Raw genomic sequence first — 20,170 nt, forward strand, 5'->3', positions numbered from 1 at the left:
AGGCTCGGTTACACAAGGATTCATGGAGCCGGGGCCACGCTTGCCACCGGACCACCCAGGACGGCATGCGGCGCATCGGATGCGCCACATTGAAACGCTTCCCACAGGGGGACATCCGCATGACCAGGCTGATCCAGAATTTCGCCCTCGCCCTGCTGCTGGCGGCACCTGCCGCCCACGCCCAGGTGCTGCCGCTGGACGTTTCCATCTCCGGCGACACCGCCGACGTCCGCATCGGGCCGGAACTCTCGCCGCTGGCCGACCTCCAGCTGGATTTCGACGGCTCCACCGGGCTCTCGGCCGCGTCGCTGGGCCTGGATGCCCAGCTTGTGTCCGTCAGCGCCCCGGCCCTGCTGGCGCGCCTGCCCAGCGGCCTGGTGTCGGTGCCGACCGAACTGCCGCTGATGATCACGGTCGAACCGCCCACGCTGGGCGGCCTGAGCTTCGAGCGCCGGGTGCACGTCGAGGTGCACACCCATGCGCTGCCCTACACCGCCGGCTCGCGCCTGCGCCTGTTCAAGGCGCCGCTGGGCGGGGCATTCCGCGACATCACCAATGCGGTTGAACCGGGCAGCGTGCGCACCCGCGGCACCACGGGTGGCTTCTCGCAGTTCATCGTGGCGCTCGACCTGCGCCCGACCGACGCGGTGGTCGCCCAGAAGATCCAGATCCTGCGCGACCAGGCCGGCCTGCTGGCCGCCAGCGAAGAAGCCCCCCTGGTGGCGATGATCGACGGCATCGAAGACGCCGTGGCCGTGCAGGACTTCGCCGCTGCCAATGCCCTGGTGGATGCCATGCGTTCGCGGGTTTCGGCGCGTGCCGGAACCCACATCCCGGACGACTGGCGCGCGACGCGCGACGTCGCGAACATCGCCGGCGAGCTGCTCTCCGGGCTCGACACCCTGGCCTTCAGCATCGGCTACCTGCGCGATTACGGTCCCTGAGCACCGGCGCGGGCCCGGCCCGTCGCCGCTGCCATTGCGAGGCCCCAGTGGCTGGGGCCAAGATGGGCCATGCCTGCCCGCCTCACAGCCTATCTGCCCGAAGGAGCCGCGGTGGAAGCCCTCCTGACGGCAGGCCGCGGCCTGCAGGTGGGCCGGGCCCCGCCCAGCGACCTGCTGATCGACCACCCCTCGGTATCACGCAGCCACGCCTGCTTCGAACCCGAGGGAGAGGCTTGGCGCCTGATTGACCTGGGCAGCAAGAACGGCAGTTTCGTCAATGGCCTGCCCGCCGATGGAGGCCTGCTGCCGGCAAACGCCTGGCTGCGCTTCGGCGATATCACCTGCGAACTGGCGGAACTGGACGACCAGGCGCTCGCACGCGCCGGCCAGCGCCGCGCCGCGCGGCAAACCGCCTCGGTGCTGCACCAGCGCGCCATCGAACAATCGCAGGCACCCAGCGACCTGCTCCAGGCGACGCTGGCCGCCGTGGTCGATCTGGCCGACTGCGAGCGCGGCTTCCTGCTGATCAACCAGCCCGAAGGTCCGGTCGTGCGCGCCTGGCAGGGCCTGGACGACCGGGCATTGTCGGCACCGGCATTCAGCGGCAGCCGGGGCGCGGTGGACAGGGCGCTGCGCGAACGCAGGCCGGTGGTCATCAACGATGCCGGCCAGGACGCGGCCTTCGCCGGCCGCGCGTCCGTGGTGGCGGGTGGGCTGCGCAGCCTGGTCTGCCTGCCGCTGGTCACGGACAAGCAGGTCCTCGGCCTCGCTTATGCCGACAGCCGCGCGCCCGGCCACGCCATTACCACGCTGGAACTGGACCTGCTGGCGGCCTTCGCCGAGCGCGCCGCGCTATGGCTGGCCGCACGCCGCAGCGAACTGGCCCTGGCCGAGGTCGCGCGCCAGGTTCGCTGGCCCGGCGCCACCGGCACGGCGGCGTGAGCCAACCATGACCGGCAACGACCGCCGCCACCTCGAAACCATGACCGGCCAGCACGCCGGCGCCGAGCTGTCGCCCGGCACGGTGCTCGCCGGGCGATTCGAGATCGTCCGCATGCTCGGCATCGGCGGCATGGGCGTGGTTTACATGGCCCGCGACCGCGACCTGGGCGTGCCCGTGGCGATAAAACTGCTGCGCCCGGAGCTGGCCTCGCGGCCCGAGTCATTCGAACGCTTCCGCCAGGAGCTGCTGCTGGCGCGCCAGGTGTCGAGCCCGCACGTGGTGCGCATCCACGACATTTCCCGACACGAGGACCGCTGGTTCATCAGCATGGACCTGGTGGACGGCGAGTCGCTCGACCGCCGCCTCGACCGCGAAGGCAGGATGCCGCTGGAGCCGGCGCTGGCCATCGCCCGCCAGCTGGCATCGGGCCTGGCGGCCGCGCACGCCAGCGGCATCGTGCATCGCGACCTCAAGCCGGCCAACGTGCTGGTCGATGCCACCGGCAATGCACTGATCAGCGACTTCGGCGTGGCGCGCTCGCTCGGCACCAGCGGCCTGACGCATTCGGGCGCGATCATCGGCACGCCCGACTACCTGTCGCCGGAACAGGCGCGCGCCGCGCCGGTGGATGCACGCAGCGACCTATACTCGCTGGGCCTCATCCTTTACGAAATGCTGGCCGGTCAGCCGCCATTTTCCGGCGGCACGCCGGCCGAGTCGCTGACCCAGCGCCTGGTGCAGGCACCGCCACGCCTGGACACCTTGCGCGACGACCTGCCGACCTGGGTGGTGCGGCTGGTCGACCGGCTGCTGCAGCCCAATCCCGCCCGTCGTTTCCAGGATGCCGGCGCCGTGGTCGCCGCCATCGAAGCCCGCCATGTCGCCCGCGACCTGCGCCCCGGCCGCAAGGGCATCGTGACCACCCTGCTCCTGATCGCCGCCATCGCGCTGTTCGCCTGGTGGCAGGCACGGCCACCGCCTGAACTGCTGCCGGTGGACCAGCCGGTGCCCGACCGCATCGTGCTCGTTGCAGAACCTTCCGCCGACGACCCCGCCGCGCTCGCCGCGGTCGCCGAAGCCTTGCGCCAGGGCCTGTCCGGGCCGCCGAATCCGCCCTTCGTCGATGCCGACCGCAGCCAGCTGGCGCTTGCACAGGCCGGCCTCGGCGGACGCCGCGCCAGCGACACGTCCCTGCTGGCGGTGCTCCCCGCCACCCGGGTGCTGCGCCTGGACCTCGATGCCGGCCAGGGACTGGAGGCCGTGCTTTCGGAAACGGACGGTGGCGTGCCGCTCGCGTTCCAGGCCGCCCCTGGCCAGCCGCTCGAACAATCCGCCGCGGGCCTTGCCCGTCAGTTCGCCCTCGGCACGCTGCCGCCCGGCCTGCTCCCGGACGCGCCGGAAAACCTGCGCGCCTATGGCGAAGCCCTGGTCCTGCGCGACGCCGGCCGCTGGGAAGCGTCGGCGGCCGCTTTCGAGTCCCTGGCCAAGGCGGCTCCCGATTTCGCGCCGGCTTGGCTGGGGCTGGCGGAAACCGCGCGCGCCGCCGGGCAACACGCCCTGGCCGAAGACGCGGCGCGCCGGGGCGCCGGACTGGCCTCACCGGTGAAGGCACGCCTGCAGGCCATCGTCGATCTCTACGAAGGCCGGTTCGACGAGGTCCTGGGCAAGCAGCGCGCCCTGGTGGCGGCCCGGCCCGATGACCTCGACGCCCGCCTGCAGCTGGCCGAACTGGAAATAGACGCCGGCAGTTTCGACGTGGCCATCACCGTGCTGCGCGAGCTGCTGGCCCGCGACCCGCAGGACCCCCGTGCCTGGTTCCTGCTGGGCAAGGCCGCCATCCTGCAGGGCGACCACCGCGTGGCGGTCGAGGAACACCTGGTGCGCGCGCTGGTGCTGTACAAGCGCGGACGCAGCGCCTTCGGCGAGGCCGAGACCACCAATGCCATGGGCGTGGGTTACGCGCGCCTGGGCCAGATCGAGGACGCCGAGGAACAGTACCGCAAGGCCGCCGACCTGCGCCGCGAACTGGGCGATCGCCGCGGCCTTGCCAGCAGCCTGCGCAACCTCGCCCAGCTGGCGATGGTGCGCGGGCATTTTGATGCGGCCCAGGACAACCTCGCCGAAGCCGGCGCGCTGTTCGAACAGCTCGGCGACCGCGGCGGCGCCGCGGCGGTGGACAACGAACTGGGACTGCTGGCCGAGGAACGCGGCAACTACGCGCTGGCCCTGGCCGCCTACAAGCGCGCCTTGCGCGGCCGGGAAGCCGCCAATGACCCCCAGGGCACCGCGGAGAGCCTCAACAACATCGGCTTCGCCCATTACCAGTTGGGCGACTACGACAACGCACGCGTGTTCTGGCAGCAGGCCCGCGAAGCCTTCGTCGAACTCGACGACCACAACGGCATCGTGCGTGCCGACCAGAACCTGGGCCTGCTCGACCTGGCCCGCGGCGACTGGGCGGACGCAGGCCAACGGCTGGCGCGTTCGCTGGACGAGGCGCGTTCGCGGCATATGCTCGAGGAAGCCGCGGTCAGCCTGCGCAACCTGGCCGAGCTGGCGCTGCTGCAAGGCGAGCTCAGGGTCGCCTCAAGCCATCTCGAGGAGGCCCGGCGCCTGTTCGCCGAACGTGGCGACCAGCGCGGCCTCGTCGACGCCGACCTGCTGCAGGCACGCCTGCTGGCCGCTGCCGGCCGCAACGACGACGTGCTGTCGCTGCTGGACACGATTCGTCCGGCCTTGCTGGAGAGCTCTTTGGAACAGCGGGCGATCGCCGCCCTGGTGGATGCCCGCCTGCAGCGCGACGCCGGCAACGACCGCGGGGCGGAATCGGCCCTGGTGCGCGCCCGCGCCCTGGCCGAAGAAGCCGGCGTACCGGTGCTTGGACTCGAGGCCGAGGTGCTGGCCCTGACCGACCCCGCTGGCGAGGCGACGCTGGACGCCGAGGTCGCCGCCCTGGGCAATTTTTCGCTGCGCCTGCTCTGGCTTGAAAGGCTGGCCCAGAACCGGCTGGCGCGCGGTGATGCCGACGGTGCCGTCGCGGCCTATCGAACCGCCGCCGGGCAGCTTCAACGCCGCGAAGGCTACCTGCGCGCGCATCGCCTGCACGCGCTGGGCGCCCGTGCACTGGCCCAGGCCGGCGACGCCGATGCCTCGGCGCGGGCCGGCGAACGCGCGGCGAGTGCCCTGGAGAAACTGCAGGCCCAGGCCGCCGCCCTGCCCGCCCCCGAGGAGCCCACCGATGCCCGGGAAGACTGAGGACCTGGCCACCACGCTGGAAACCCTGCGCGGGGACTACCGGGCCCTGGTCGAGCGCCTGGAAGCCAATGAGCGCGAGTTCCAGCGCCTGGGCCGGGCGGTGTTCCGGGTCGAGGAGGAAGAACGCCGCCGCCTGGCCCGCGAGCTGCACGATGGACTCGGCCAGAACCTCACCGCGCTCAAGCACCGCCTGTCGCTGCTGGCCAGCCAGTTGGGCGACACCCGGCCCGACCTGCAGTCCCACATCGACGCCAGCCTGGACCTGTGCACCCAGGGCCTGGCCGACACCCGCGAGCTCTCGCGCCTGCTGCGCCCGCAGGTGCTCGACGACCTGGGCCTGGAAGCCGCACTGGACTGGCTGGCCCGGACCCTGGGCAACCCCGCCGGCCTGGCCATCCAGATCCGCGCCCATCCCCTGCCGCCGCTCGAACCCGACCTGCAGACCCTGGTCTTCCGCCTGGCCCAGGAAGCCCTGGCGAACGTCTTGCGCCATGCCGGCGCCAGCCAGGCCATCGTATCGGTGCGCGTGCGCGCCGGCCTGCTGCGGCTCACGGTCTGGGACGACGGCCCCGGCTTCGACGTCGGCCAGGCGCTGGAAAAATCCCGGCGCGGCGACAGCACCGGCCTGGGTGGCATGAAGGACCGCGTGGCGCTTTACGGTGGCCGCCTGCAGCTTGAATCCGGCCAGGACGGCACGCGCCTGGAGGCCGTGGTCCCGATGCCGGGCGAGGCTGGCATACTGAAGCCATGAACACGCTCCCGGGCCGCAGCTTGCGGGTCCTGATTGCCGACGACCACACCCTGGTCCGGGAGAGCCTTGTTTCCGTCCTTGAGACCGCCGGCGTCTGCCAGGTGGTCGCCCAGGCCTCCAATGGCCTGGAAGCCCTGGCCCTGGCCGCGGAACACGATCCCGACGTCGCCATCATCGACATCTCCATGCCCAATCTTGGTGGCCTGGAAGTCGTGCGCCGGCTGCAGGTCGAATCGCCGCACACCCGCGTGCTGGTGCTGACCATGCACGAGGATCAGGAATACCTGCTGCACGCGGTGCGCGCCGGCGCCACCGGCTTCATGCTCAAGGACAGCCCGACTGCCGAACTGGTGGCTGCGGTGCGCAACGTCGGCGAGGGCCGCGGCCACTTCAGCCCCGAGGCCACCCGCGTCCTGGCCGAGCAGCTGCACCGCCCGAAACAGGCCATGGACGACCCCTACGGCAACCTGACCCCGCGCGAACGCGAGGTTTTCCACCTGGTCGTCGAAGGCATGAGCACCAAGGAAATCGCGCGTCGCCTGGACATCAGCACCAAGACCGCGGAAAACCACCGGGCCCGGGTCCTGGCCAAGCTCGAGGCGCGCAACACCGCCGACGTCATCCGCTATGCCGTGCGCCGCGGCCTGATGACCTGAACCCACGCGCCGTAAACGTACGGGCTGGTATGCTCCGGGAGTTGTTTCCTGGAGCCAAGCCGCCATGCGCAGAGTCACTGTTGCCGCCCTTCTCCTGGCCTTCGTGGCCCTGCTGGCCGCCTGTGCCGGCGGCCCGCCCAAGCGGGTCTATCCGCCCCAGGCCAGCGTCCAGGAACTGCGGGTGCAGGACGACGGCACCTGGCGGCTTAGCCTGCGCATCCGCAACTTCAGCACGGTGCCGATGCGCTTCTCGCGACTGCGGGCCAGCCTCACCGTCGGCGGCCAGGACGCCATCCGCTTCGATCTTGATCCCGGCATAACCGTGGGCCCGGGTTCGGCCGAACTGGTCGAACAGGTCTTCACGCCCGGCCCGGGCGCGCGCGACGCCGTCACCCAGGCCCTGGCCAACCGCCGCAGCGTGGCCTACCTGCTGTCGGGCCGACTGGCCAGCAGCGACCCGGGCACCGACGACGCCATCGAATACCCCAGCCGCCTCGACCCGGTCCCCGGGCTCGACGGCGTGCTCCGCTGACTTTCAAGGAACCTGACCAATGAACCGCTACACCGCTCCCGTGCGCGACATGAAGTTCGCGCTCTACGACGTCATCGGCGCCGACAAGCTCTATGAAAAGCTGGGCATCGAAAACGGCCAGCGCGACCTGCTCGACGCCGTCATGGACGAAGCCGCGCGCTTCAACGAAACCGTGCTGGCGCCACTCAACGCCATCGGCGACGAACACGGCTGCACCTTCGACAAGGACACCGGCGCGGTCACGACGCCGCCGGGTTACAAGGAGGCCTACGCGAAGTTCGTCGAAGGCGGCTGGACCGCGCTCACCGCGCCGGAGAAGTTCGGCGGCCAGGCACTGCCGGAAAGTTTCGGCGCGGCGCTCAAGGAAATGATCGACGCCGCCTGCCTGAGCTGGGGCAACTACCCGCTGCTTTCGCACGGCGCCACCGAGGCCCTGAAGCACCACGGCGAAGAATGGCAGCAGGAGGTGTTCCTCAAGCCCATCATCTCGGGCGAATGGACCGGCACCATGTGCCTGACCGAACCGCACTGCGGCTCCGACCTGGGGCTGCTCAAGACCCGTGCCGAACCGCAGGAAGACGGCAGCCACGCCATCACCGGCACCAAGATCTTCATCACCGGCGGTGAACACGACTTCACCGACAACATCGTGCACCTGGTGCTGGCGCGCCTGCCTGACGCCCCCGCGGGCACCAAGGGCATCTCGCTTTTCATCGTGCCCAAGCAGCGCACCGCCCGCGACGGCACCGTCGGCGAGCGCAACGCCGTGCGCTGCGGTTCGATCGAACACAAGATGGGCATCCATGGCTCGTCCACCTGCGTGATGAACTTCGACGGCGCCCAGGGTTATCTGATCGGGCAGCCCAACAAGGGCCTCAATGCGATGTTCACCATGATGAACACCGCGCGCTTGGCGGTTGGCCTGCAGGGCCTGGCCCTGATCGACCGCAGCTACCAGAACGCGCTGGCGTATTCGCGCGACCGCCTGCAGGGCCGTTCGCTGTCGGGGGCGAAAAACCCGGACAAACCCGCCGACCCGCTGATCGTGCATGCCGACATCCGCCGCATGCTGCTCACCTGCAAGGCCCTGGGTGAAGGCGGCCGCCTGCTGGCGCTGCACGCGGCCACCCTGGTGGACGTGATCGAACGCTCCGGCGACGCCGAAGAACGCAAGCAGGCCGATACGCTGCTGGGTTTCCTGACGCCGATCGTCAAGGGCATGCTCACCGAGTGGGGCATCGAGTGCACCAACCACGCGCTGCAGTGTTTCGGCGGCCACGGTTACGTGCGCGAGTGGGGCATGGAGCAGCTGGCGCGCGACGCCCGCATCACCACCATCTACGAAGGCACCACCGGCATCCAGGCGCTCGACCTGCTGGGCCGCAAGACCATGCAGCTGCAGGGCGCCGGCCTGCAGATGTTCATGAAGATGATCCAGGAGTTCTGCACCGAACACGCTGCCGACGAGTCGCTCACCGAGTTCGTGCTGCCGCTGGCGGAGATCGCCAAGCAGTGGGGCGAACTGACCATGGAAGTGGGCAAGAAGGCCATGGCCAATGCCGATGAAGTCGGCGCGGCGTCGGTGGACTACCTGTTCTATTCCGGTTACGTCGCCCTGGCTTACTGGTGGGCGCGCGCGGTGGTGGCGGCCGAGGCCGGCAACCACGGCGACGGCTTCAAGAAGGCAAAACGCGAAACCGCCCGGTTCTACTTCGCACGCCTCCTGCCGCGCACCCAGGCCCATGCCGCGGCGATGCGCAGCGGCGCCGGCAATCTGCTGGACCTGGACGAGGCGTTGTTCGACAGCTGATAAAGCGCCTCTTCCGCGAACCTGAACGGCGCTCGCGCCGTTTGGGTGCGAGTCGGTTTGCCGAGCCTATGCTGTGGCCATGGCTGACCGCTCCGCCGCCGCCGAAGCCACACAACAAGAGATTCCGCACGCGCGGGGCCTGCTGCTGGCCGCGCTGCTGGTGCTGTTCACGCTGCTGGTCGGCAATCCCGTCGCCAAGGCGCTGATAGAACACCAGGTCCGCGCCGGCACCGGACGTGAGTTCAGCATCGCCGGTGAATTTTCCATCTCGCGCGGTTTCTTCCGGCAAACCGTGGCCGGAAGCGATGTCCGCCTCGGCAACGCCGACTGGGCGAGCCAGCCATCGCTGTTCGAAGCCCGGCGCGTGGAAATCCAGTGGGTCCCCTGGCGCCTGCTGCTGGGCCAGGTCGTTATCGTCTCGGTCGACCTTGACCAGCCCACGCTGAATCTTGAGCGCGACGCCGACCTGCGCGCGAACTGGCGATTTGGCGACAAGCCGAACACCGACCCCCCGCCCCGCCGGTTCCCGGACATAGGCGCGATGTGGGTTGAACAGGGCCGTTTGCACCTGCTTGAGGACCGGCGCCGCACCGACCTGGCCGTGGCCGTGCAAAGCGGCGAACCCCCGGCCTCCGGGGGCCTGCCGCCACTGCTGGTGGAAGGCGGCGGCACCTACCGCGAGAACCCCTTCGTGCTTGAAGGCCGTATTGGCTCTCCGCTGCACCTGGTCGATTCCGATCCCGACCAGCGCTATTGGATCGACCTCTCCGCCGAAGCCGGCGCCACCCGCGCACGCGTGTCCGGCGGCCTGCGCTCGGTGCTGCAGCTGCGGGACTTCGAGCTCGATTTCAGCATCGCCGGTGCCGACATGGCCGAACTCTACCCACTGCTGGGACTGGCCATCCCGGAAACCGCCGCCTACGACCTCAATGGGCGCCTCGGCCGCACCGGCAGCGTCTGGCACTACCGCAGCGTCACCGGCACCGTCGGCCAATCCGACCTGGCCGGAGAAGTCAGCGTCGACACTGGCCGCGAACGCACGCTGCTGGTGGCGGACCTGGAGTCACGCAAACTCGACCTCGACGACCTGGCCGGTTTCATCGGCGGCAAACCCCAGGCTGCGGACCCCCAGGACGGCCGGCTCTTCCCCACCAGCGTTTACGACACCGAAAAACTGCGCTCCATGGACGCGCGGGTCACCCTGGTCGCGCACCAGCTGAGCGCGCCGCCCCTGCCCTTCCAGTCGCTCGACGCCCACCTGGTGCTGGAGGACGGCGACCTGCGGCTGGATCCGCTGGACTTTGGCCTCGCCGGTGGTCACTTCGACGGATCGGTGCACCTGGATGCACGACAGGAGCCGATGCTGGCCGAGATAGACATGCAGGCGCGCGGCCTGCAGTTGCCGCGCATGCTGCCCGATGCCGAAGCGGCGAGGAGCCAGGGCTTGCTCGGCGGCCACGTCCGCTTGCGCGGCAGCGGCAATTCGGTCGCCCGCATTCTGGCCAGCTCCGACGGCGAAGCCGGACTGGCCATGGGCCCGGGCCGCATCAGCAACTACATGATGGAACTGATCGGCCTGGACGTCGCCGAAATGATCAAGTTCAAGCTGGGCGAGGACAAGGACGTCCCGGTGCACTGCGGTTACGCCGACTTCCTGGTCGAGGCGGGCGTGATGGACTCACGCGCGCTCGGCTTCGACACCTCCGACACTCTGGTGCTGGGTGAAGGCCAGATCCACCTGGGCGAGGAACGCCTGGACATCGTGCTGCGGCCCCGACCGAAGGACTTCAGCCCTTTCAGCCTGCGCTCGCCGCTGCAGCTCGGCGGAACGCTGGCCGACCCCAGTATCCGGCCGCAGGGCGGCCCCTTGCTGCTGCGCGCCGCCGCTGCCGCGGCCCTGTATGCCGTCGCGCCGCCTGTGGCCCTGCTGGCCCTGGTCGAGACGGGCCCTGGTGGTGAGTCGGACTGCGGACCCAAGGCAAACAAGGACTGAAGCGTCCCGGGGCAGGACGCGCACCGGGCGCGGCCACCGGCGACTCAGGGAGCGCGCGGACGCGCCCGCTTGTCCGCGTACATCGCCTGGTCGGCGGTCTGCAGCAGCTGGGACAGCGTAGGCGAATCCCCGGCCGCGGTCGCGATGCCAAAGCTCGCGGACACTCCACGGCCCAGGGACTGCACGGGACTCGCTTCCAACTGAGCCCGGACGGCCTGGACCACCTTGTTCGCCTTCGCGTCGTCCGACCCGGGCAGGAAAATGGCGAACTCATCGCCGCTGAGGCGCCCGATGAAATCCTCCTGCCCGAGACAGGCCTTGCAGCGGACCACCAGCTCGCGCAGCGCGGCGTCGCCACCGGCGTGGCCATGGGTGTCGTTGAGCTCCTTGAGGCCATCGACGTCGAGCATGATGATCGACGTTGGCCGGGCCCGACGCAGGCCACTGGCCAGTTCCGCGGCGGCCCGGTCTTCGAAGAAGGTCCGGCTGAGCGCCCCCGTCAGCCCGTCATGGCTGACCAGTTCCCGGAGCCTCTTGTTGGCGGCATAAAGCGCCGGCGCGGCCAGGCTGAGGTAGGAATTGGCGGCCAGGCTGATGGCCGCGAACTGCAGGATCAGCGCGTCGTCACCCACGTCGACGGCAGCCGCGGCCCCCACCGTCAGCAGGCTGAAACCCAAGAGCCCCATCTGGGCGCTGGCCAGGTTTTCGGTGTGCACCACCCACAGCTGCAGCACCACCGGCAGCACCAGCATGACCAGCAGTGCCCGGCTATTGGAGAGCTCCAGGTAGCCCACGAGGATGGCCAGGGTGACCACGAACAACAGGGCAAGTTTCCCGGCCGCGGAATTCCGCAGGCGCCACGGCCCCCATTCGAAGGCGGGAAACCGCTTGACCTCGCCGTCGGCACCCGCGCGCCGCAGTACCAGGGCCAGCACCGGCGCCAGGGTCACCAGGGCGGCGTAGTCCCCGATCCACCAGGCCGACACCAGTTCGAACAGGTCCGGGGCTTCAAGCAGGTTGGTCTGGCTTAGCCCCAGTACGCCCAGTCCGGCGGCGAGCAGCGCGCCCAGGGCGCCGAGCACCAGGAACTGTGAAACCGCGCGCAGGGTCAGCTCCGTGGGTGCCGACGGGGCCAGGCGACGCAGCACCATCGCCGGCAGGGCGTAGGCACCGGTGTGGACCAGCGCGAACACAACGCTCGACCAGGCAAGCACGCCCAGGCGCACCTCGTCCTGGTTGGCCGCTTCCGTCAGGTAGGTGCCCAGGACGCAGGCGACGAAAATCGCCGGCACCGCCCGCCAGCCCATGCAATACAGGCCGGCGAAGGTGACCGCCGCCGGTGGGAACCAAAGGCTGGCGTGCGGCGCGTGCTCAAGCGCGGCTGCCAGCAGGAAGCTGCCCAGCCAGAGCAACAGCAACAACGGGTGCAGCAGCCACGACCGCGATGTACCCGCCTGCATCAATGCCTCCGCCTTTCCATCACGACTGCCTGCCCGCATCCTAGCGCGCCGGAAAGCAAAAACCCGCCATTCGGCGGGTCTGCTTCAGCCGGCCCGTGGGGAGTCGGGCGGCTTTGCCACGAATTGGTCGGGACGGTGAGATTCGAACTCACGACCCCTAGCACCCCATGCTAGTGCGCTACCAGGCTGCGCTACGCCCCGATTCGTGTGGTCCCGGCCGAGGCCGGGCTGGCGATTATACGCGAAGCCGGACTTTTTAGGAGCGCCTGAAGGGGCTCCTGCAAGCAATTGTCAGCGGCGCAGGAGGTTGAGGACTTCCTCGAGCTCCATCCGGACCTGCTTGACCACCTGGGCGGTCATGGAGTTCTCTATGCGGCCGGTCTCGCCCTCCAGGCGCTGGCGGGCACCGGAGATGGTGTAGCCCTCTTCATAGAGCAGGCCGCGGATCTGGCGGATCATCAGGACGTCGTGGCGCTGGTAGTAGCGGCGGTTGCCGCGGCGCTTGACCGGCTTGAGGCTGCCGAATTCGGTTTCCCAGTAGCGCAGCACGTGCGGCTTGACGTCGCACAGCTCGCTGACCTCACCGATGGTGAAGTAGCGCTTCGCCGGGATCGGCGGGAGTTCCCGGTTACTGCCTGGATCCAGCATAGGCTTCCACGCGCTCCTTCAGCTTCTGGCCCGGACGGAAGGTCACGACGGTGCGCGCGGAGATCGGGATCTCCTCGCCGGTCTTGGGGTTCCGGCCGGGACGCTGGTTCTTCTGGCGCAGGTCGAAGTTGCCGAAGCCCGACAGCTTGACCTGCTGCCCACGCTCCAGCGCCTCCCGCAACGCGTCGAAGAAGGAGTCCACGAATTCCTTGGCCTCGCGCTTGTTCAAGCCAACCTCCTCGAACAAGCGTTCCGCCATTTCGGCCTTGGTCAGTGCCATAACATCCCCTGTAACCCGCCGTTGCCGGCGAACATCATGACCGCAACCGCGCTCCGCAGTCCCTGTCCAGCGCCTCGAGGGCGGTGGCCACGGCCTGATCGGCGTCGCGGTCAGTTAGGGTGCGTGAAACGTCCTGCAGAATCAAGCCCATAGCCAGACTCTTTGAGCCCGACTCTAGGCCCGGACCGACGTAGCGGTCGAACAGCACCACATCCCTCAGCAGCGCGCCCAGTGCGGCCTGCAGGCTGGCCCGCAGGGCCGAGAAGGGGGTGGTTTCCGGGACGACGAGCGCGATGTCCCGGCGGACGGACGGGTAGCGTGAAACCTCCCCGGCCCGGGGCACGGCCCGGGTCGCCAGCGGCGCCAGGTCGATCTCGAAACCCACGACCTCGCCGTCCAGGTCCAGGGACCGGGCCAGGCGCGGGTGCAGGTGGCCCAGCCAGCCGATGCGCTGGCCGTCGCGCCAGACCGAGGCGCTGCGGCCCGGATGGCCCCAGGGGCTGTCGTCCGGGCGAAACTCGCCCTCGGCGCCGGACAGGGCCAGCAGGGCTTCGACCTCGGCCTTGAGGTCGAAGAAGTCCACGTCCCGGTCGTCCAGCGCCCACTGCTCGGCCGACTGCGGTCCACAGGCGACGCCGGCGATGCGCGGGGTTTCAATCGGGGCGCCGCCGTCGGTGGGCTGGTGGAACACCTTGCCCAGCTCGAACAAACGCACCCGCGACTGCTGGCGCGACTGGTTGCGGGCCAGGGCCGAGACCAGGCCCGGCAGCAGCGCCGTGCGCATCACGCCCAGGTCGGCCGACAGCGGGTTGGCCAGCGCCACAGCGCCGTCCTGCAACTGCCAGGTGGCCAGCAGGCCGCCATCAACGAAGGCGTAGTTGATCGCCTCCAGGAAGTCGCGGCCGGTCAGCTGCCGGCGCAGCACGCCGTCAGCGACCCGGGACTCGCTGGGCGCGACCAGGCGCACTTCGCCGGTGGGCGTGCTGGTCGGGATGTTTTCGTAGCCGTGGATGCGGGCGACTTCCTCGACCAGGTCTTCTTCGATGGCGATGTCGAAGCGGCGGGTGGGCGGGGTGACCGCCCAGCCTTCGGCCGTGGCCGCCACCTGCATGCCCAGCGCGCGCAGGATGCGTTCGACGTCGGCGTCGGGCACCACCAGGCCCAGCACGCGGCGCAGGCGATCGCGGCGCAGGGCCACGGCTACCGGACGCGGCAGGTGTTCGGGCAATGCGGCTTCGCTGACCGGGCCGGCCTGGCCGCCCATGATGTCGAGCACCAGGGCGGTGGCGCGCTCGAGCGCCAGGCGCGGCAACTCCGGATCGACGCCGCGTTCGAAGCGGTGCGAGGCATCGGTGTGCATTCCCAGCTTGCGGGCACGGCCGATGATGGCCGCGGGCGCGAAGTGGGCGCTTTCAAGGAAGACGCGGGTGGTGGCGTCGGTGACGCGGGTATCCCAGCCGCCCATGACGCCCGCCAGCGCCACCGGGCGGTCGTTGTCGGTGATGGCCAGGAAACCTTCGTCGAGCGCGGCCTCGCGCTCGTCGAGCAGCTTCAGGGATTCCCCCTTGCGGGCGCGGCGCACGCCGACCGGGCCGGACAGGCTGCCGGCGTCGAAGGCGTGCATCGGCTGGCCCAGCTCCAGCATCACGTAGTTGGTGATGTCCACGAGCGGGCTGATCGGGCGCAGGCCGGCGCGCTTGAGGCGTTCGGTCAGCCACAGCGGCGAACGCGCGCCGGTGTCGACGCCTTCGATGATGCGGCCGCAATACCGCGGGCAATCGGCGCCCGCGTCCAGGACCAGGTCGAACGTGGCCTGGTGGCCGATCGTCGCTTCCGGGATCTGCATCGGCGTGACCTGCGCGCCCATGGCGGCGGCGACGTCGAAGGCGATGCCGCGCACGCTGAAGCAGTCGGCGCGGTTGGGCGTGAGCTTGAGTTCGAAGCTGGCGTCGGGCAGGCCCAGCAGCGCACCGATGGGCTGGCCCACCGTCGCGTCGGCCGGCAGTTCCATCAGGCCCGAGGCGTCGGCATCGACGCCCAGTTCCTTGGCCGAACACAGCATGCCGTTTGATTCGACGCCGCGCAGTTTCGCGGCCTTGATGGCCATGCCCCCGGGCAGACTGGCGCCGACCTGGGCCAGCGGGGCCTTCAGGCCGGGGCGGGCGTTGGGTGCGCCGCAGACGATCTGCACGGTGCCGGCGCCGGTGGCGACCTGGCAGACCTGCAGGCGGTCGGCTTCGGGATGTTTTTCGCAGGACAGGATCTGGGCCACGACCACGCCGTCCAGGCCGTCGCCCAACGGCTGCAGCTCCTCGACCTCCAGGCCGATGGCGGTCAGGCGGGCCGAGAGTTCGTCGCGCGAGGCGGTGGTGGCGACGTGTTCGCGCAGCCAGCTTTCGGGGAATTTCATGCGAACTGCCTCAGGAAACGGCCGTCATTCTCGAAGAAGCTGCGCAGGTCGTTGACCCCGTAGCGCAGCATGGCGAAACGCTCGACGCCCAGGCCGAAGGCGAAGCCGGTGTATTTCTCCGGATCGATGCCGCAGGCACGCAGCACGTTCGGATGCACCATGCCGCAGCCCAGTACTTCCAGCCAGCGGGTGCTGCCGTCCGGCTGCTGCCAGGCGATGTCCACTTCGGCCGAAGGTTCGGTGAAGGGGAAATAGCTGGGCCGGAAACGCATCTCGAAGTCGCGCTCGAAAAACGCGCGCACGAACTCGGCCAGCGTGCCCTTGAGGTCGGCGAAGCTGGAGGTTTCGTCCAGAAGCAGGCCTTCGACCTGGTGGAACATCGGCGTATGGGTCTGGTCGGAGTCGCTGCGGTAGACCTTGCCGGCGGCGATCATGCGCAGCGGCGGGCCACTCTTGTCGGCGACGGCCTGCTTCATGAAACGCACCTGCACGCCCGAGGTGTGCGTGCGCAGCAGGCGGGCCTCGCCCGTTTCATCGGGCGGGAAATAGAAGGTGTCGTGCATGGCCCGCGCCGGATGGTGCGGCGGGAAGTTCAGGGCCTCGAAGTTGTGCTCGTCGTCCTCGATCTCCGGACCGTCGGCCAGCTGGTAACCCAGGCGGGCGAAGATGTCGGTGATGCGCTCGAGCGTGCGCGAGACCGGGTGCAGGTTGCCGACGGCGGCGCCGCGGCCCGGCAGGCTGACGTCGATACGCTCGCTGGCCAGGCGCGCCGCCAGGGCGGCTTCCTCCAGCACCAACTTGCGCTCGGCGATGGCGCCGGCCACGGCTTCCTTGGCGCGATTGACGGCTTCACCGGCCGCCTTGCGCTCTTCCGGCGCCAGGGCGCCCAGCTGCTTGAGCTGTCCGGTGATCGAGCCACTCTTGCCCAGCAGGGACACCCTCAGGGCGTCGAGCGCCTCGAGGCTGCCGGCGGCGGCGACTTCGGCCAGGGCCGATCGGGTCAGGTCTTGGATGTCAGGCATGCGCGAGGTTCTTCCGGGTCCAGAAAACAAAATGGGGAAGGACTCTCGCCCTTCCCCACCTTGGTGCTGCCTGCGCGCGGCATGCCGCCGCAGGCATTGGCCTTACGCCGCGAGAGCGCGCTTGGCCTGCTCGGCGATCGCGCCAAACGCGGCGGGATCGTGGATGGCGATGTCGGCCAGGGCCTTGCGGTCCAGGGTGACGTTCGCCTTCAGCAGGCCATTCATGAAGCGGCTGTAGCTCAGGCCGTGCTGGCGGGCCGCGGCGTTGATACGCACGATCCACAGGCTGCGGAACTGACGCTTCTTCTGCTTGCGGCCGATGTACGCGTACTGCTGGGCCTTGGTGACGGCCTGCTTGGCGACGCGGAAGACCTTGCGACGGGCGTTGTAGTAGCCCTTCGCGAGCTTGATGATTTTCTTGTGACGGCGGCGCGCCGTTACACCACGCTTGACTCGTGCCATGGTTCAGTCCTCCTCAGAGATAGGGCAGCTGGCGCATCAGGCGACCGGAATCTTCGGCGCGGACGTGGTTCGTCTGGCGGAGATTGCGCTTACGCTTGGTGCTCTTCTTGGTGAGGATGTGGCTACGGTTGGCGTGGCCTGCCTTGAACTTGCCGGAAGCAGTCTTCCGGAAGCGCTTGGCGGCCGCCCGATTGGTCTTGATCTTGGTCTTGGCCATGGGAAGTCCCTTTGGGATATTTAGTTACTGGCCTGGGCGGTGGCTTGCGCCACACTTTCCGTCCTGCCCGTGCCGGCTTGTAAGCCCTTGATTCCAAACGAAACCAAGGGCAGGTCCATGACGGCTTTGCCCGATGAACCGGGCCCGGATGCCGCACCGGGGACTCGCCGGAAACCCGGCGAGCCGCGAATTATGCAACAAAAGCAGGGACTTGGGTAGCGCCCGGCTTATTTCTTCTTGGGCGCGACCATCATGATCATCTGGCGGCCCTCGAGGCGGGGGCGCTGTTCGACGACCACGTCTTCGCCCAGGTCGGCCTCGATGCGCTTGGCCATCTCGAGACCCAGCTCCTGGTGGGCCATCTCGCGGCCCTTGAAGCGGATGTTGACCTTGACCTTGTCGCCTTCCTCCAGGAACCGGCGGAGGTTGCGCAGCTTGATGTTGTAGTCGCCGTCGTCGGTGGTCGGGCGGAACTTGAGTTCCTTGATCTCGACGATCTTCTGCTTCTTCTTGGCCGCGTTCGCCTTCTTCTGAAGGTCGAACATGTACTTGCCGAAATCCATGATGCGGCAGACCGGCGGTTCGGCGGTCGGCTGGATTTCCACCAGGTCGACGCCGGATTCCTCGGCCAGCGCAATGGCTTCGTCGCGCGTGAGCACGCCGACCATTTCGCCGTCCAATCCGATCACGCGGACACGCGGGACGCGGATCTCGAGGTTCTTGCGGTTACGCTTATCGTGGGCTGAGCTGTTGATTCGCTTGATTCCTATTGGGTTCCAGTACCGGCTGCCTTCAGGCGACCGGGCCACTCTCTTCATGCAGGCGCGCCAGGAAGTCTTCGACCTTCATGGTCCCCAGATCTTCCCCTGAACGCGTGCGCACCGCGATCATCCCATTTTCCTTCTCGCGGTCTCCAACCACCAGCAGGTAGGGGATCTTCTGAAGCGTGTGCTCGCGGATTTTATAGCCGATCTTCTCGTTCCGCAAATCGGCCTGGACCCTGACGCCTTGATTCGCAAGGGTTTTCCGGACCGACTCGACCCAGTCGGCCTGGGCGTCGGTGATATTGAGCACCACCGCCTGCACCGGGGCCAGCCAGGCCGGGAAGGCGCCGGCGTGGTTTTCGACCAGGATGCCGATGAAACGCTCCATGGAGCCCACGATGGCGCGGTGCAGCATGACCGGGTGCCGGCGCTGGCTGGCCTCGTCCACGTATTCCGCGCCCAGGCGGGCCGGCATCATGAAATCGACCTGCATCGTGCCCAGCTGCCAGGTCCGGCCGATGGCGTCCTTGAGGTGGTATTCGATCTTGGGGCCGTAGAAGGCACCCTCGCCCGGCAGCTCCTCCCAGGCGACCCCGCAGGACGACAGGGCCGCGCGCAGGGCGGCCTCGGCCTTGTCCCAGGTGGCGTCGTCGCCCAGCCGGTTGTCCGGGCGCAGGGCGATCTTGATCTGCACGTCGGAGAAGCCGAAGTCGGCGTAGACCCGCAGCGCCTGCCGGTGGAAGGCAGTGACCTCGGCCTCGACCTGGTCCTCGGTGCAGAACACGTGGCCGTCGTCCTGGGTGAAGCCGCGCACGCGCAGGATGCCGTGCAGCGCGCCCGAGGGCTCGTTGCGGTGGCAGGCGCCGAACTCGCCGTAGCGGATCGGCAGGTCGCGGTAGCTGTGCAGGCCCTGGTTGAAGACCTGCACGTGGCCCGGGCAGTTCATCGGCTTCAGGGCATACGTGCGCTTCTCCGACTCGGTGAAGAACATGTTTTCCTTGTAGTTGTCCCAGTGGCCGGACTTCTTCCACAGGGACACGTCGAGGATCTGCGGGCAGCGCACTTCGTCGTAACCGGAACTGCGGTAGACGCGGCGCATGTACTGTTCGACCACCTGCCAAAGCTGCCAGCCCTTGGGATGCCAGAACACCAGGCCCGGGGCTTCTTCCTGGATGTGGAACAGGCCCAGCTGCTTGGCGATGCGCCGGTGGTCGCGCTTTTCGGCTTCCTCGAGCTGGTGCAGGTAGGCCTTGAGGTCCTTGTCGTTCAACCAGGCGGTGCCGTAGATGCGGCTGAGCATCTGGTTGTTGTGGTCGCCGCGCCAGTAGGCGCCGGCCACCTTCATCAGCTTGAACGCGCGCAGCTTGTCGGTGCCCGGCACGTGCGGGCCGCGGCACAGGTCGGTGAACTCGCCCTGCGAGTAGAGCGACAGGTCTTCATTGGCCGGGATCGATTCGATGATCTCGGCCTTGTAGTGCTCGCCCAGGCCCTTGAAGAACGCCACCGCCTCGTCGCGCGTCTTGACGCTGCGGGTGACCGGCAGGGCTTCCTTCACGATCTTGAGCATCTCGGCCTCGATGGCCGGCAGGTCCTCGGGCGTGAACGGGCGCTCGTAGGCGAAGTCGTAATAAAAGCCGTTGTCGATCGTCGGGCCGATGGTGACCTGGGTGCCCGGGAACAGGCGCTGCACGGCCTGGGCCAGCAGGTGGGCCGTGGAATGGCGCAGCAGCTCCAGGGCGTCGGGGTGCTTGTCGGTGACGATCTCGAGCGCGGCATCGTTTTCGATGCGGAAGCTGGCGTCCACCAGCTTGCCGTCGACCTTGCCGCCCAGGGCGGCCTTGGCCAGGCCGGGCCCGATGGACGCGGCGACGTCGGCGACCGTGACGGGGTTTTCGAAGGGGCGGCGGCTGCCGTCGGGGAGCGTGATGTTGATCATGGCGGGTCTGGGAACGAATCTCAGGCAATAAAAAAGGGCGCCAGGCGCCCTCGCGGATGCGAAGCCTGGCCTTGCGTCTACGGAGTC

17 protein-coding genes and 1 tRNA gene are annotated in these 20,170 nt (G+C 68.8%); 8 read left to right on the forward strand and 10 right to left on the reverse strand.

What is annotated here, in order from left to right:
• Positions 1–119: 119 nt before the first annotated feature.
• From ACYVJH_RS06780 to ACYVJH_RS06815, 8 genes are all read left to right on the forward strand, one after another.
• A complete protein-coding gene (locus tag ACYVJH_RS06780; RefSeq protein WP_460453853.1) occupies positions 120–944 on the forward strand; it encodes a DUF6689 family protein in 825 nt (274 codons plus the stop codon).
• 111 nt (positions 945–1,055) lie between these two features.
• Positions 1,056–1,886, forward strand: a complete 831-nt coding sequence (locus tag ACYVJH_RS06785; protein ID WP_460453854.1) for a GAF domain-containing protein — start codon at positions 1,056–1,058, stop codon at positions 1,884–1,886.
• Positions 1,887–1,893: 7 nt separating this feature from the next.
• Positions 1,894–5,142: a protein kinase domain-containing protein gene (locus tag ACYVJH_RS06790; protein WP_460453855.1), complete on the forward strand. Its 3,249-nt coding sequence runs from the start codon at positions 1,894–1,896 to the stop codon at positions 5,140–5,142.
• The gene (locus ACYVJH_RS06795; protein ID WP_460453856.1) at positions 5,126–5,893 is read left to right on the forward strand and encodes a sensor histidine kinase; all 768 of its coding nucleotides are present in this window, start codon (positions 5,126–5,128) and stop codon (positions 5,891–5,893) included. The genes ACYVJH_RS06790 and ACYVJH_RS06795 overlap by 17 nt, the downstream gene beginning before the upstream one ends.
• On the forward strand, positions 5,890–6,549 hold the full coding sequence (locus tag ACYVJH_RS06800; protein ID WP_460453857.1) for a response regulator transcription factor: 660 nt from the start codon (positions 5,890–5,892) through the stop codon (positions 6,547–6,549). Before ACYVJH_RS06795 ends, ACYVJH_RS06800 begins: the two co-directional genes overlap by 4 nt.
• 64 nt (positions 6,550–6,613) lie before the next feature.
• Positions 6,614–7,081 carry a hypothetical protein gene (locus ACYVJH_RS06805; protein WP_460453858.1) on the forward strand — a complete coding sequence of 156 codons (468 nt, stop codon included), beginning with the start codon at positions 6,614–6,616 and terminating at the stop codon, positions 7,079–7,081.
• Positions 7,082–7,100: 19 nt separating this feature from the next.
• Positions 7,101–8,891 (forward strand): acyl-CoA dehydrogenase C-terminal domain-containing protein, encoded by a 1,791-nt coding sequence (locus ACYVJH_RS06810; protein ID WP_460453859.1) that lies wholly within the window; start codon positions 7,101–7,103, stop codon positions 8,889–8,891.
• 79 nt (positions 8,892–8,970) lie between these two features.
• The gene (locus ACYVJH_RS06815; protein ID WP_460453860.1) at positions 8,971–10,884 is read left to right on the forward strand and encodes an AsmA family protein; all 1,914 of its coding nucleotides are present in this window, start codon (positions 8,971–8,973) and stop codon (positions 10,882–10,884) included.
• Between the two features lie 44 nt (positions 10,885–10,928).
• Here ACYVJH_RS06815 and ACYVJH_RS06820 read toward each other — a convergent pair whose 3' ends face one another.
• From ACYVJH_RS06820 to thrS, 10 genes are all read right to left on the reverse strand, one after another.
• On the reverse strand, positions 10,929–12,344 hold the full coding sequence (locus ACYVJH_RS06820) for a sensor domain-containing diguanylate cyclase (RefSeq protein WP_460453861.1): 1,416 nt from the start codon (positions 12,342–12,344) through the stop codon (positions 10,929–10,931).
• Positions 12,345–12,468: 124 nt separating this feature from the next.
• Positions 12,469–12,545, reverse strand: a tRNA-Pro gene (locus ACYVJH_RS06825).
• A gap of 90 nt (positions 12,546–12,635) precedes the next feature.
• Positions 12,636–12,992 carry a MerR family transcriptional regulator gene (locus tag ACYVJH_RS06830; RefSeq protein ID WP_460453862.1) on the reverse strand — a complete coding sequence of 119 codons (357 nt, stop codon included), beginning with the start codon at positions 12,990–12,992 and terminating at the stop codon, positions 12,636–12,638.
• Positions 12,973–13,272, reverse strand: coding sequence for an integration host factor subunit alpha (locus ACYVJH_RS06835; protein ID WP_034222882.1), 300 nt, complete (start codon positions 13,270–13,272; stop codon positions 12,973–12,975). Before ACYVJH_RS06835 ends, ACYVJH_RS06830 begins: the two co-directional genes overlap by 20 nt.
• Before the next feature lie 34 nt (positions 13,273–13,306).
• Positions 13,307–15,682, reverse strand: coding sequence for a phenylalanine--tRNA ligase subunit beta (gene pheT / locus ACYVJH_RS06840; protein ID WP_460453863.1), 2,376 nt, complete (start codon positions 15,680–15,682; stop codon positions 13,307–13,309).
• Positions 15,679–16,704, reverse strand: coding sequence for a phenylalanine--tRNA ligase subunit alpha (pheS, locus tag ACYVJH_RS06845; RefSeq protein WP_460453864.1), 1,026 nt, complete (start codon positions 16,702–16,704; stop codon positions 15,679–15,681). The genes pheT and pheS overlap by 4 nt, the downstream gene beginning before the upstream one ends.
• A gap of 102 nt (positions 16,705–16,806) precedes the next feature.
• Entirely contained in the window at positions 16,807–17,166 is a 360-nt protein-coding gene (gene rplT, locus ACYVJH_RS06850) for a 50S ribosomal protein L20 (protein WP_460453865.1), read from the reverse strand.
• Positions 17,167–17,179: 13 nt separating this feature from the next.
• Entirely contained in the window at positions 17,180–17,383 is a 204-nt protein-coding gene (gene rpmI / locus ACYVJH_RS06855; RefSeq protein ID WP_188660626.1) for a 50S ribosomal protein L35, read from the reverse strand.
• Positions 17,384–17,610: 227 nt separating this feature from the next.
• A complete protein-coding gene (gene infC, locus ACYVJH_RS06860; RefSeq protein WP_425489072.1) occupies positions 17,611–18,138 on the reverse strand; it encodes a translation initiation factor IF-3 in 528 nt (175 codons plus the stop codon).
• Between the two features lie 37 nt (positions 18,139–18,175).
• Positions 18,176–20,083, reverse strand: a complete 1,908-nt coding sequence (thrS, locus tag ACYVJH_RS06865) for a threonine--tRNA ligase (RefSeq protein ID WP_460453866.1) — start codon at positions 20,081–20,083, stop codon at positions 18,176–18,178.
• Positions 20,084–20,170: the final 87 nt, after the last annotated feature.

This window comes from Arenimonas aestuarii (genome assembly GCF_054781715.1).

What these genes read in the sequence shown, in the direction of transcription:
- ACYVJH_RS06780 (WP_460453853.1), top strand. Translation starts at nt 120, where the DNA reads ATGACCAGGCTGATCCAGAATTTCGCCCTCGCCCTGCTGCTGGCGGCA.
- ACYVJH_RS06790 (WP_460453855.1), top strand. Translation starts at nt 1,894, where the DNA reads ATGACCGGCAACGACCGCCGCCACCTCGAAACCATGACCGGCCAGCAC.
- ACYVJH_RS06795 (WP_460453856.1), top strand. Translation starts at nt 5,126, where the DNA reads ATGCCCGGGAAGACTGAGGACCTGGCCACCACGCTGGAAACCCTGCGC.
- ACYVJH_RS06800 (WP_460453857.1), top strand. Translation starts at nt 5,890, where the DNA reads ATGAACACGCTCCCGGGCCGCAGCTTGCGGGTCCTGATTGCCGACGAC.
- ACYVJH_RS06805 (WP_460453858.1), top strand. Translation starts at nt 6,614, where the DNA reads ATGCGCAGAGTCACTGTTGCCGCCCTTCTCCTGGCCTTCGTGGCCCTG.
- ACYVJH_RS06810 (WP_460453859.1), top strand. Translation starts at nt 7,101, where the DNA reads ATGAACCGCTACACCGCTCCCGTGCGCGACATGAAGTTCGCGCTCTAC.
- ACYVJH_RS06815 (WP_460453860.1), top strand. Translation starts at nt 8,971, where the DNA reads ATGGCTGACCGCTCCGCCGCCGCCGAAGCCACACAACAAGAGATTCCG.
- ACYVJH_RS06820 (WP_460453861.1), bottom strand. Translation starts at nt 12,344, where the DNA reads ATGCAGGCGGGTACATCGCGGTCGTGGCTGCTGCACCCGTTGTTGCTG.
- ACYVJH_RS06830 (WP_460453862.1), bottom strand. Translation starts at nt 12,992, where the DNA reads ATGCTGGATCCAGGCAGTAACCGGGAACTCCCGCCGATCCCGGCGAAG.
- ACYVJH_RS06835 (WP_034222882.1), bottom strand. Translation starts at nt 13,272, where the DNA reads ATGGCACTGACCAAGGCCGAAATGGCGGAACGCTTGTTCGAGGAGGTT.
- pheT (WP_460453863.1), bottom strand. Translation starts at nt 15,682, where the DNA reads ATGAAATTCCCCGAAAGCTGGCTGCGCGAACACGTCGCCACCACCGCC.
- pheS (WP_460453864.1), bottom strand. Translation starts at nt 16,704, where the DNA reads ATGCCTGACATCCAAGACCTGACCCGATCGGCCCTGGCCGAAGTCGCC.
- rplT (WP_460453865.1), bottom strand. Translation starts at nt 17,166, where the DNA reads ATGGCACGAGTCAAGCGTGGTGTAACGGCGCGCCGCCGTCACAAGAAA.
- rpmI (WP_188660626.1), bottom strand. Translation starts at nt 17,383, where the DNA reads ATGGCCAAGACCAAGATCAAGACCAATCGGGCGGCCGCCAAGCGCTTC.
- thrS (WP_460453866.1), bottom strand. Translation starts at nt 20,083, where the DNA reads ATGATCAACATCACGCTCCCCGACGGCAGCCGCCGCCCCTTCGAAAAC.